This window comes from Enteroscipio rubneri, assembly GCF_002899715.1.
Taxonomy (GTDB): Bacteria; Actinomycetota; Coriobacteriia; order Coriobacteriales; family Eggerthellaceae; genus Enteroscipio; species Enteroscipio rubneri.
Genome location: NZ_PPEK01000002.1, coordinates 233,563 through 244,637 on the forward strand (window position 1 = coordinate 233,563; position 11,075 = coordinate 244,637).

14 protein-coding genes and 1 pseudogene are annotated in these 11,075 nt (G+C 52.0%); 11 read left to right on the forward strand and 4 right to left on the reverse strand.

The features are described 5' to 3' along the window. On the forward strand, nt 1–1,365 hold the full coding sequence (locus C2L71_RS03830; protein WP_239926300.1) for a phenylacetate--CoA ligase family protein: 1,365 nt from the start codon (nt 1–3) through the stop codon (nt 1,363–1,365). A gap of 410 nt (nt 1,366–1,775) precedes the next feature. Next, nucleotides 1,776–2,792: a tRNA glutamyl-Q(34) synthetase GluQRS gene (gluQRS, locus tag C2L71_RS03835; RefSeq protein WP_103264453.1), complete on the forward strand. Its 1,017-nt coding sequence runs from the start codon at nt 1,776–1,778 to the stop codon at nt 2,790–2,792. On the opposite strand, the gene C2L71_RS03840 is transcribed toward gluQRS, so the two are convergent. From C2L71_RS03840 to C2L71_RS03855, 4 genes are all read right to left on the reverse strand, one after another. After that, on the reverse strand, nt 2,733–3,215 hold the full coding sequence (locus C2L71_RS03840; protein ID WP_103264454.1) for a hypothetical protein: 483 nt from the start codon (nt 3,213–3,215) through the stop codon (nt 2,733–2,735). The two genes, gluQRS and C2L71_RS03840, sit on opposite strands and share 60 nt — an antisense overlap. A gap of 138 nt (nt 3,216–3,353) precedes the next feature. Beyond that, entirely contained in the window at nt 3,354–3,791 is a 438-nt protein-coding gene (locus C2L71_RS03845) for a lipocalin (protein ID WP_103264455.1), read from the reverse strand. Between the two features lie 194 nt (nt 3,792–3,985). Next, on the reverse strand, nt 3,986–4,918 hold the full coding sequence (locus C2L71_RS03850; protein WP_103264456.1) for a prenyltransferase: 933 nt from the start codon (nt 4,916–4,918) through the stop codon (nt 3,986–3,988). Further along, a complete protein-coding gene (locus tag C2L71_RS03855) occupies nt 4,915–6,087 on the reverse strand; it encodes an Mbeg1-like protein (protein WP_103264457.1) in 1,173 nt (390 codons plus the stop codon). Before C2L71_RS03855 ends, C2L71_RS03850 begins: the two co-directional genes overlap by 4 nt. A gap of 41 nt (nt 6,088–6,128) precedes the next feature. Here C2L71_RS03855 and C2L71_RS03860 point away from each other — a divergent pair, with 41 nt between their 5' ends. From C2L71_RS03860 to C2L71_RS03900, 9 genes and pseudogenes are all read left to right on the forward strand, one after another. Beyond that, nucleotides 6,129–6,389, forward strand: a complete 261-nt coding sequence (locus C2L71_RS03860; RefSeq protein ID WP_239926304.1) for an acyl-CoA thioesterase — start codon at nt 6,129–6,131, stop codon at nt 6,387–6,389. 35 nt (nt 6,390–6,424) lie between these two features. After that, nucleotides 6,425–7,160 (forward strand): annotated as a pseudogene (erm(B), locus tag C2L71_RS03865) (23S rRNA (adenine(2058)-N(6))-methyltransferase Erm(B)). Nucleotides 7,161–7,305: 145 nt separating this feature from the next. Further along, nucleotides 7,306–7,584 carry a topoisomerase C-terminal repeat-containing protein gene (locus C2L71_RS12465; protein WP_074118312.1) on the forward strand — a complete coding sequence of 93 codons (279 nt, stop codon included), beginning with the start codon at nt 7,306–7,308 and terminating at the stop codon, nt 7,582–7,584. 155 nt (nt 7,585–7,739) lie between these two features. After that, the gene (locus C2L71_RS03880) at nt 7,740–7,949 is read left to right on the forward strand and encodes a peptide-binding protein (RefSeq protein WP_000527317.1); all 210 of its coding nucleotides are present in this window, start codon (nt 7,740–7,742) and stop codon (nt 7,947–7,949) included. Between the two features lie 16 nt (nt 7,950–7,965). Further along, nucleotides 7,966–8,238, forward strand: a complete 273-nt coding sequence (locus C2L71_RS03885) for an antitoxin (RefSeq protein ID WP_000301765.1) — start codon at nt 7,966–7,968, stop codon at nt 8,236–8,238. 1 nt (nt 8,239) lies between these two features. After that, nucleotides 8,240–8,920: a methyltransferase domain-containing protein gene (locus C2L71_RS03890; protein ID WP_239926306.1), complete on the forward strand. Its 681-nt coding sequence runs from the start codon at nt 8,240–8,242 to the stop codon at nt 8,918–8,920. Between the two features lie 44 nt (nt 8,921–8,964). Beyond that, nucleotides 8,965–9,105 carry a hypothetical protein gene (locus C2L71_RS12510; RefSeq protein WP_021416144.1) on the forward strand — a complete coding sequence of 47 codons (141 nt, stop codon included), beginning with the start codon at nt 8,965–8,967 and terminating at the stop codon, nt 9,103–9,105. 44 nt (nt 9,106–9,149) lie between these two features. Next, nucleotides 9,150–9,341 carry an aspartate/glutamate racemase family protein gene (locus C2L71_RS03895; protein WP_370751961.1) on the forward strand — a complete coding sequence of 64 codons (192 nt, stop codon included), beginning with the start codon at nt 9,150–9,152 and terminating at the stop codon, nt 9,339–9,341. Nucleotides 9,342–9,497: 156 nt separating this feature from the next. Then, the gene (locus tag C2L71_RS03900) at nt 9,498–10,364 is read left to right on the forward strand and encodes an aminoglycoside 6-adenylyltransferase AadE (RefSeq protein WP_001255868.1); all 867 of its coding nucleotides are present in this window, start codon (nt 9,498–9,500) and stop codon (nt 10,362–10,364) included. Nucleotides 10,365–11,075 lie beyond the last annotated feature (711 nt).

Consider the following 11,075-nt stretch of genomic DNA (forward strand, 5'->3'; position numbering starts at 1 on the left):
ATGGCGGACATGACCGTGAAGGGCGCGGCGCTGGCCGCGGCGGCGGCGGGCGACTTTTCCGACCTGCCCATCCACAACCCCTCCATCGAGTGCGCCTCGCGCGAGCGCATCCGCGCCATCCAGCTGGAGAAGCTGATCGCGCAGGTGGCCTGGACCTACGAGCGCGTCCCGTGGTATCGCGCGCGCATGGACGCCCTCGGCGTGGCGCCTGCCGACATCAAAACGCTCGACGACGTGCGCAAGCTCCCGTTCACGGACAAGTCCGCGCTGCGCGACACGTTCCCGTACGGCCTGTTCGCCGTGCCGCTCGACGAGGTGGTGGAGCTGCACGCGTCCTCGGGCACCACGGGCAAGCCCATCGTGGTGGGCTACAACGAAAGCGATATGGCCATGTGGGCCGACTGCATCATGCGCCTCGTTCAGATGGCTGGTGTCGTGCCAGGCGATCGCGCGCAGATGGCGTTCGGCTACGGCATGTTCACGGGCGGCTTTGGCCTGCACTACGGGCTGCAGAAGCTCGGCTGCATGATGATCCCCGCCGGCTCGGGCAATACCGAGCGCCACATCGCTATGATCGAGGACTACGGCACCACCGTGCTTGTGGCCACGCCTTCCTACGCGTTGCACATGTGCGAGGTGGGGGAGCGCATGGGCTACGACTGGGAGAGGTCGACGCTGCGCGTAGGGCTGTTCGGCGGCGAACCGTGCCCGCCGGGCCTCAAGGCCGAGATCGAGAGCCGCATGCACATCGTGTGCACCGACAACTACGGCTTGACCGAAGTCATGGGCCCGGGCGTATCGGGGGAGTGCCTCGCATCGCGCGACATGCAGCACCTGGCTGAGGACCATTTCCTGTGGGAGGTTGTCGATCCGGAGACGGGCGAACCGGTTCCCGACGGAGAGATGGGCGAGCTCGTGCTCACGCCGCTCGGCAAGCAGGCCATCCCCGTGCTGCGCTACCGCACGCACGACCTGACCCGCGTGGTCGTCGAGCCCTGCGCCTGCGGGCGCACGACGGCGCGCATGCAGAAGGTGCGCGCGCGCTCCGACGACATGCTCATCATCCGCGGCACGAACGTGTTCCCCTCGCAGGTGGAGGACGTGCTGGCCGGCATCGACGGCGTCACACCGCACTATCGCATCGTTGTGGAGAGCGCGGACGGCCTCGATCGGATGACCGTGCACGTGGAGCTCAAGCCCGAGGCGTTCTCGGACTCGTTCGAAGACATGGAGAACCTGCGCCGCTCCATCGAGGAGAAGCTCAAGGGTGTGCTGCTTGTGGGCGTGCGCGTGAAGCTCGTCGAGCCCGGCGGCATCGAGCGCTCGCTCGGCAAGACCAAGCACGTGGAAGACCTGCGGAAATAGCACGACCTGCACGGGAGGGCCGCCCGGCATTGTCGTGGCGGCTTCCCGCTCCGCTGCTCGCGTACGCAACGCGTCCGCTCGTGCGCTTCGCTCCTTCATGCTTTATGCTGCGCCCTACGGGCGCGGGGTTGGCGTTCAGAGGTGCCGCCGCGACAACGCCGGGCGGCCCTCGGCTTCGGGGCTTCCGCGGCATCGAGCGCTCGACCTGCGGGGGCGCTCGATGCCGCTGGTTCGCAAACTTGTTGCAATATCCCTTGAAGGAGAAGGTCGCGATGTGCGAAAAGGGCTTGTGCGAAGAACCGGACAAGGCTTGCCATGCGGCCGGGGTCTCCTCAGGGGGCGCTACGCGCAGTTCAGCAGCGACGAGGACGGTTCAGCGGACCGTCCTCCAAAGCAAGGACTGTTTGAGCATGGCACCCCCTGGGGAGACCCCGGCACAAGGCCCCGTAGTTGGCCGGTTCGCGCCGTCCCCGACAGGACGAATGCATGCGGGCAACGTGTTCGCGGCGCTCGTCGCATGGCTTGTGGCGAAGTCGCAGGGCGGCAGAGTCGTGCTGCGCATCGAAGACCTGGACGCAGAGCGATCAAAACCGCAGTTCATCGATGCTGTGCAGCGTGACTTCGAGGCGCTCGGACTCACGTGGGACGAGGGGCCCTACTTCCAGCATGATCGCGAGGAGGCCTACCGCGCGGCTTTCGACTCCCTTGCTGAGCGAGGCCTCGTGTACCCCTGCTTCTGCACGCGGGCGGATCTCCATGCGGTCTCGGCGCCGCATCGCGGTGAGAAACCGGTGTATCCCGGCACGTGCCGCAATCTTACGGACGAGGAACGTGCCTTCCGTGCCCTCGAGCGCTCGGCTGCGCAGCGACTCGCTGTACCCGACGAGGATGTGGCGTTCGTCGATCAGGTGCAGGGGTTCTACGCTCAGAATCTCGGCACGGACTGCGGCGACTTCCTTGTGCGAAGGTCTGACGGCGCGTTCGCCTACCAATTGGCCGTTGTCGTGGACGACGCCGCACAGGGCGTGAGCTCGGTCGTGCGCGGCGTGGATCTTCTGTGTTCGACGCCGCAGCAAATCCATTTGCAAAGCCTTCTTGGCCTCCCGCAGCCGGAGTATGCGCACATCCCGCTGCTTGTGGCCGAGCGCGACCGGCGCCTCTCGAAGCGCGACAAGGATGCCGCACTCGATGAACTGCTTGCGCGATTCAAGTCGCCCGAGGCTGTGATCGGCCGCATCGCCGGCATCACCGGTCTCGCTCCCACAGACGATCCGGTCACGCCCGAGGAGCTGCTGCGAACCTTTGACCTTGCCGCGCTTCCGACGACCTTCCCGGATCTCGTGCAGGTGCAGTGGGATCGGCCTTGCTCAAGCGATGAAGGAGCTTCCGATCTCGACGATCGGGATGGCGATAACGACGATGGCTAGCACGACAACATGACGCGCATCAAGCCTATACTCCTCGGCATGCCCCGGGGCTCCGGTTGCCGACGTACGAGCGACCGCTTGTGCGTCACGTCGTGAAGCCGCGCCTATCCAGAGCGTGCCTCCTGCGAGGACGACGATCATGGTAGCCGTCCACAGCTCGGCGTTCACAGGAAGTCCTTCTACCGCGCTGAGGGTGGAGCTGCCGAGCATCCCGACGAGAACGGATACGAGCACAAGATTGAACAGAGCCGCACGCTTGCCTTTGCGTCTATGCAGACTCTCGGATCCTTCGCCGGGAATATACGTGAAGTCCGCGAGTGCCAGCCATCGTCCATGCCAGTTCTTCCATGAGGCAAGCAACGTCAGCGCGATAAGGGGAATGAGGATGACGCACCCAACGATCAGCTTTCCGTATCCATCCATGGCGCGCTCCTTACGACTGACGTTTTGCTCAGTATAGTCCGCTTGGCCATGCGAAGGAAGAGCGATTCGCCCGGCGTAGGTCGGAGGCGAATGGGGAGAGTGCGCGGTTGGGAGATCGGCGATCGAATTCGGCGCCTCTCATGCGAACAGCACCGATACCGCGGTCATGACGACGCAGCTTCCCAATAAGAGAAGGAGGAGGCGCGCGCCTTCCTTCTTGAAACGATCCTGGTAGCTCTGATCTGCGCGGCCAGCGAACAGGGTATACAGCAGGCTCGCGAAGTACGCCACAAGAGCGACATTGTTTACGATAGTTGCAGCTTGTACGAAGACCGGTATGCCGGTCAGCATCGCCATCTCATAGGCCATGAGGGTGGCCACCACGGCGAAGCAAGCCACCATAACCCATGCTGCTCGCTTGCCCGTGTTGATGGTGCCCTCGGGATAGTACGTCCCTTTCTTCGTCTCTTTGGGTCGAGCGATGAGGGACAGCCAGCGCCCGTTGTAGAGCTGCACCGTTAAGAGCGCTGCGACTGCCAGCAGAATCGTGCCCAGCACAAAGCGTGCGATCTCCATGAGAATCCCTTCTCCAAGGCGGTGCAATGCGCGATGCGCACCGCCCCTGTTTCCGTCTCCTGGAAGTATACGTCATGAGCGGCTGCTCGATTGCCCGAAGACACGGCTTTCGACGGGTACGCACGCGTGCTGGGAATGACCGAAATGGCATCCATGCCGGGAAGCATGCTTCGAGCATGATGCGCTCGCTCGTCCTAGAGCACGAGGTCGACGGTGCTCGCCAGGATTGCGGCGCCATAGAAGGCGCCGAGCGCGATATTCACGCTGCATACCTGCGCCATGGCGCCGATGCGGGTTTGTGGTGCTAGCGGATTGTCAAGCAGAGCTTTGATCAGGGGATAAGAAGCTAAAAGCATGAATGGCAACACGACGAGACCTTGTGCGAAGAATGCGGCAACGAGCGCTGCGATAGCCACTACCCACGCGAATACGACGCCGTGGTAGAGCGAACGTGCCCGCTTGCGGCCCAGCAGCACCGACAGTGTCCGTCGGCCCGATTCCACATCCTTCTCGAGGTCGCACGTGTTGTTCGTGAACATGATCAGTCCCACACCGAGGATGGTGGGTACAGCCCACAGCAGAACGCGAGGATCGAATATGGCCGTGAGTGCCTGATAACATGCAAGGGGAATGAGGCCGCCCATTACGAGGCCGCTGACCACCTCTCCGATGGGCACGTATGAGATAGGCGTCTTGCCTGCAGAGTACAGCACCACGACGATGGCTCCCACCGCGCCGATTGTAAGCGGGATCCATCCTGCAACCCAGATCACGTACGCGCCTAGCATAAAGGCCGCCACAAGGAATCCGACGGCGAGCGCGAGTGCGGAACGTGGGTTCACGTTGTTGTACACGAGAACGGCATCGGTCGGATCTACGTTGTCGTCGGCTGAGTCGGCTCCCTTCACGTAGTCGTAGTAATCGTTGAACGTGTTTACCGCTGATTGCATGAGTATGCAAATGATCAAAAGCACGCATGTCATGAGCACCGATATCGAGGGCGTGGTGACGGCTGCCGCGGCAACAGCTATGAAAACGGGCAAGATAGCAGCGGGCCACGTATGCGGTGCGGCCAACTGCAGAGCTAGACGAAGGGTCAGCTTTCCATATGCAGCGGGTGCGCTCATGCCTTGGTTCCTTTCTCGGGATCATATGTCTCACGTCGGCGTGGAAGCCATAGGGGTGGAGAGGGTTTGAAGCGCTTGACGGTTTCGTTTTTCAGGATGCCGCCGAGCGAGCCGAGCGTTTGCCAGATGAATCTCTTCGTTTCGGCATCGAGTTTCGTGCGAGCGCCCAGCATGCGCCGCGTGTTCGCGAACAGCTTCTCCTGGAATTCGCTCCAGGTACTCGCCTCGGTGGAAGCCAGCAGGTCGTAGATGGCGTCGATGAAGCGCTCGCGCTCGTCAGCCGTCTTGCTGCGCAGCCACGTGTCGAGCGCTTCGTCGAAGAATACGGCGGAAGGATTGAGGGCATCCTGGTACACGAAGTCGTCGCTCTCGGTCAGCCAGGTGAACGGTTCGTGCTGGAATACCGACATAGCCGAGGACTGAACTACGCGGTAGTCGGCGCGTCGTTCGAGGATCATGCCGAACGCCGAGGATTCGGGCACCGTCTTGTGCAGTAGCCGGCAGAATCGCTCGTCGTCGATACGCGGCGACGGGCTGTCCAGAAAGGAAGGGCCATCGTGATTGAACACGCCACGCAACCGCTCGAAAGCACGCTCGTCGGTCACGAGCGCCGCGTATTCGGCGAGATTGCCGCCTTTCGAATGACCTCCCACGATGAGCGGGCACGAAAGGGCCGAAGCGACGCCCGACAGGTAGGCTGCTGCGGTGCACTGCGAAGGGATCACCTTCTTGAAGCAAAGGTTGAAATCCTCCTTCCAGCCGGCAAAGCTGCCGTCGGTACCGCGGAACGCCAGGTAGGCGACGATTCCATCAGCAGAAGGGAAGGAAAGCGTGATGGCAGAGAACTGCTTTTCTACCGCTTCGGAGCGCTCATTGACATAGAACGAAACGCGCACATCGCGCATGCGACGGCTTGCGGACAGGACGTGCAGGAAAGCTTCGGTGTCCTTTGCATCCTCCATCCAGCTGTGCGCAGTGAGCGCCTTCCAATCGGACAGCATCACCGCGTCGTGCAGCAGGATGCCCTCGGGAGACGAAAGATCAATAGGAGGGGCCGTTTCGTAATTGAAGTACGCAAGTGTCGAGAACACAAGGGAGTCCACGGGGTTAAACGGGGATTCCGCGAAGGTGCGCTGCTCCTCGGCCATATACGTTACGATATTCCTCATGTAGCTATTGTAGCCGATCGGGAAGGATGGTTTTCCGAACCATGCGGGTTTGCACGCCAATCACCATACGCTATGCGGAGACGGATATGATGGGTATTGTCTACCATGCGAACTACCTGTTGTACTTCGAGGATGCGCGGACTGCGTTTTTGGAGGCGATCGGATTTCCGTACCGCGTAATCGAAGAAGCGGGCTATCTCTCGCCGGTTGTGAGCTTTTCAGTTGAATACGGCGAACCGCTTCGCTACGGCGAGACGGCCGTTGTGCGCACGCGCGTGGTTTCTTCGCGTCCCACAAATTAGATGCTAAAAATTTGTAATTAAGAAGGAGTGATTACATGAACAAAAATATAAAATATTCTCAAAACTTTTTAACGAGTGAAAAAGTACTCAACCAAATAATAAAACAATTGAATTTAAAAGAAACCGATACCGTTTACGAAATTGGAACAGGTAAAGGGCATTTAACGACGAAACTGGCTAAAATAAGTAAACAGGTAACGTCTATTGAATTAGACAGTCATCTATTCAACTTATCGTCAGAAAAATTAAAACTGAATACTCGTGTCACTTTAATTCACCAAGATATTCTACAGTTTCAATTCCCTAACAAACAGAGGTATAAAATTGTTGGGAGTATTCCTTACCATTTAAGCACAAATTATTAAAAAAGTGGTTTTTGAAAGCCATGCGTCTGACATCTATCTGATTGTTGAAGAAGGATTCTACAAGCGTACCTTGGATATTCACCGAACACTAGGGTTGCTCTTGCACACTCAAGTCTCGATTCAGCAATTGCTTAAGCTGCCAGCGGAATGCTTTCATCCTAAACCAAAAGTAAACAGTGTCTTAATAAAACTTACCCGCCATACCACAGATGTTCCAGATAAATATTGGAAGCTATATACGTACTTTGTTTCAAAATGGGTCAATCGAGAATATCGTCAACTGTTTACTAAAAATCAGTTTCATCAAGCAATGAAACACGCCAAAGTAAACAATTTAAGTACCGTTACTTATGAGCAAGTATTGTCTATTTTTAATAGTTATCTATTATTTAACGGGAGGAAATAATTCTATGAGTCGCTTTTGTAAATTTGGAAAGTTACACGTTACTAAAGGGAATGTAGATAAATTATTAGGTATACTACTGACAGCTTCCAAGGAGCTAAAGAGGTCCCTAGCGCCTACGGGGAATTTGTATCGATAAGGGGTACAAATTCCCACTAAGCGCTCGGGACCCCTTGTAGGAAAATGTCCTAAGTGTGGCAACAATATTGTATTAAAAAAATCGTTTTATGGTTGTTCAAATTATCCTGAATGTACCTTCACTTTAGCTGAACATTTTAGAAAGAAAAAACTCACCAAAACAAATGTAAAAGAATTACTAGAGGGAAAAGAAACCCTGGTAAAAGGAATCAAAACGAAAGATAGAAAGTCCTACAATGCCGTTGTAAAAATCGGAGAAAAGGGATATATTGATTTTATCTATGTATGAGAACGTATTTTTTGAAATGCTTGAGCGAATCATTCAATTAGAAAACGAAAAAGAATAGAATCACAAATCACAAGTGATTAATCACAAATCACTTGTGATTTGTGATTGTTGATGATAAAATAAGAGTAAGAAGAAATAGAAAGAAGTGAGTGGTTGTGGGAAATTTAGGCGCACAAAAAGCAAAACGAAATGATACACCAATCAGTGCAAAAAAAGATATTATGGGGGATAAGACGGTTCGTGTTCGTGCTGACTTGCACCATATTATAAAAATCGAAACAGCAAAGAATGGCGGAAACGTAAAAGAAGTTATGGATAAAGCCTTAGAAGAATATATTCGGAAATATTTACCTGACAAACTTTAAAAGGAGTGAAAATGAAATGGCAGTTACTTATGAAAAAACATTTGAAATAGAGATCATTAACGAATTATCGGCAAGCGTTTATAATCGAGTATTAAACTATGTTTTGAATCATGAATTAAATAAAAATGACTCTCAATTATTGGAAGTCAATTTATTAAACCAATTAAAGCTTGCAAAACGTGTAAATCTTTTTGATTATTCTTTAGAAGAATTACAAGCCGTTCATGAGTATTGGCGGTCAATGAATCGCTATTCAAAACAAGTTTTGAATAAAGAGAAAGTGGCTTAATATGGCAAATATAGTCAATTTTACTGACAAACAATTTGAAAATCGCTTAAATGATAATTTAGAAGAATTGGTTCAAGGAAAAAAAGCGGTTGAATCGCCAACCGCTTTTTTACTTGGTGGGCAACCAGGGTCAGGGAAAACGAGTTTGCGATCAGCAATTCTTGAAGAAACACAAGGGAATGTTATTGTCATTGATAAAGAGGGGTTAAAAGCTGCTGGTGAATGGCATCAATTAAAACCTTTGTTTCCTTCGTTAGAAGGAAAATCTGTTCTTGACTTGGGGTGCGGATATGGCTGGCACTGCAAGTTCGCAGAAGAACAAGGAGCTACAAAAATATTAGGGATCGATTTAAGTAAGAAAATGATTGAGGAAGCCCAAAAGCGCAATTCAGGAAATCAAATTGAATATCGTATTAGCGGATTAGAGGAATATGACTATCCAGAAAATGAATGGGATTGTGTTATATCTAATTTAGCTCTGCACTATATAGAGGACATAGTGGAAATATTTCAAAAAGTGTATAGGACATTAAAACCAGGTGGAATTTTTCTTTTTAATATCGAACACCCTGTTTTTACCGCAGGAGTTGGGCAGGATTGGATTTATACAGATGATGGGAAACCGCAATATTGGGCGATTGATAATTACTTTATAACAGGAGAACGAAATACACATTTTTAGGATGTGATGTAGTAAAACAACATCACACACTTACACAGATTATAATGGGATTGCTGAACAATGGGTTTGAGCTTAAAGTTGTAGAGGAAGCAGAACCGCCTAAAGAGATGATGGATATTCCGGGTATGGAAGATGAACTTCGCCGCCCGATGATGTTACTTGTAAAGGCGATAGCGAAAAAATAATATCTCTATTAGGAAAACTGATATACCCCAATTTAGAGAATGGCATAGTAATTCCTAGTGATAAAGAGAAAATGATTGCACTGGCAAATAAATACATTGAAAAAGAAAATGTAGATGCACTCATTCTCGCCTGTACGGAGCTGCCACTTGCCATAAAGCCCGAAGATGTTAATGTGCCAATCGTGAATACAACCCAAGTACATATCAATGCAATTTACCAATATGCAATTCGATAAAAATAGCAAAGCCAGCCGAGCCAGTCAACGGTCAAGATGAACGGCGCATTTCATGCGCCGCCGTTGACAGCCCCGCCCGTCTTTGCTAAAGGGTAATCAAGGCGGGAAAGCCCTAAAATGGCTTCACACCTATTTCAATAATTGGAGGAGATAAAAATGAGATCAGAAAAGGAAGTTTATGATATTGTTTTGAATTTTGCAAAAACAGACAAACGCATTCGCATGGTTACTTTGGAAGGATCTAGAACAAATACAAATATTCCGCCTGATGATTTTCAGGATTTTGATATTACTTTTTTTGTTACGGATATGGACAGCTTCACAAGTGATGATAAATGGCTAGATATATTTGGTGAAAGGTTGATTCTGCAAAAGCCGGAAGATATGGAATTATTTCCAGCTGTAGAAAAGGGATTTTCATATTTAATGCTGTTTACTGATGATGTTAAGATAGATTTAACTTTGCTGCCGCTGGAACTGATAGACGAGTATTTTACATGGGATAAACTGGTAAAGTTACTGTTGGATAAAGACAACCGTATCGTAAAGCCGCCAATACCAACGGATATAGACTACCACTTGCAGAAGCCTACTCAAAGAATGTTTGACGATTGCTGTAATGAATTTTGGAATACTACAACATATGTAGTAAAGGGCTTATGCCGCAAAGAAATTCTTTTTGCTATTGACCATATGAATGATATAGTACGAAAAGAATTGCTTCGCATGATTTCCTGGCTGATTGGTATCAAACAGGGATTTCATTTCAGTTTGGGAAAAAACTATAAATTTATGAAGCAATATGTCCCAGAGGAATTGTGGGAACGACTTATGTCCACTTATAATATGGATTCCTATCCCCATATGTGGGAATCCTTTGAACAATGTATGGCATTGTTCCGGGAGGTTTCGTCAGAAGTGGCATGCCAGTTGGATTACCAGTATCCACTATATGATGAAAAAATCAGTAATTATGTGATTCGGCAAAAGAAAAAATATGGCATTGAAGATGATAACAAATAAAATTTTTTCAATCGAAAAAATTTATTTTGATTATTCAATTTTGAAAAACTGAATACCTCAAAATCAGAAAGAGCGCGGACAAGCACTTTGAGGGATTGGCCGCCTTGTCCACCCATCCAGCGGGGCGGCGGGCGGCGGTCAAGGCCGGGTGTAACCCCGTTCATTTCAGCCTTGACGGTTGCCCGCTGTCCTGCTACTTTTCCGGGAGTGTGGCCACAACTTCGGGACACTTTGTCCACAAGTCGGAGCGTAGGACGAGGGACGGGGGCTTTCATATACCTGCCGCCGTTCTCTGAAAACAGGCCGATTTTTTGCTCATTCCCATTCGCAAAAATTCAGCCTGTTTTCCTGCCGGAGCAAACGGGGCGCAAGAAGCACCGCACCCCGTTTCCCCCGTCAGCCACGCCAGCAGGTATAACACACTACACTTTGCAAGCAAAGTCGTGTGCCAAAGGGGGCACCCCTTTGGAAACCCCGGACAACAAAACAGGCGGTATGCTGCCCTCTCCGGGAGCATACCGCCGTTTGTTGTCAGCAGCCCGTTTCACGGTCTGCGTGTAGTTCCTTGTAAACTGACCTAAAGAGGTACCGTCAAGAATCTTGCGCACTTTTCCGACAGCCTCATAAGCCCGCCGTCCGGTGCGGCTACCCCTCCAGCAGAGTCACGTCCAGATAGCGCCTCGAGCCCCACTCGCTCTCGGCCACGTACTT

Bases quoted from the DNA above. Each gene is read 5' to 3' on its own strand.
- C2L71_RS03830 (WP_239926300.1), top strand. From the start codon at position 1: ATGGCGGACATGACCGTGAAGGGCGCGGCGCTGGCCGCGGCGGCGGCG.
- gluQRS (WP_103264453.1), top strand. From the start codon at position 1,776: ATGGCACCCCCTGGGGAGACCCCGGCACAAGGCCCCGTAGTTGGCCGG.
- C2L71_RS03840 (WP_103264454.1), bottom strand. From the start codon at position 3,215: ATGGATGGATACGGAAAGCTGATCGTTGGGTGCGTCATCCTCATTCCC.
- C2L71_RS03845 (WP_103264455.1), bottom strand. From the start codon at position 3,791: ATGGAGATCGCACGCTTTGTGCTGGGCACGATTCTGCTGGCAGTCGCA.
- C2L71_RS03850 (WP_103264456.1), bottom strand. From the start codon at position 4,918: ATGAGCGCACCCGCTGCATATGGAAAGCTGACCCTTCGTCTAGCTCTG.
- C2L71_RS03855 (WP_103264457.1), bottom strand. From the start codon at position 6,087: ATGAGGAATATCGTAACGTATATGGCCGAGGAGCAGCGCACCTTCGCG.
- C2L71_RS03860 (WP_239926304.1), top strand. From the start codon at position 6,129: ATGCGGGTTTGCACGCCAATCACCATACGCTATGCGGAGACGGATATG.
- C2L71_RS03885 (WP_000301765.1), top strand. From the start codon at position 7,966: ATGGCAGTTACTTATGAAAAAACATTTGAAATAGAGATCATTAACGAA.
- C2L71_RS03890 (WP_239926306.1), top strand. From the start codon at position 8,240: ATGGCAAATATAGTCAATTTTACTGACAAACAATTTGAAAATCGCTTA.
- C2L71_RS12510 (WP_021416144.1), top strand. From the start codon at position 8,965: ATGGGATTGCTGAACAATGGGTTTGAGCTTAAAGTTGTAGAGGAAGCA.
- C2L71_RS03900 (WP_001255868.1), top strand. From the start codon at position 9,498: ATGAGATCAGAAAAGGAAGTTTATGATATTGTTTTGAATTTTGCAAAA.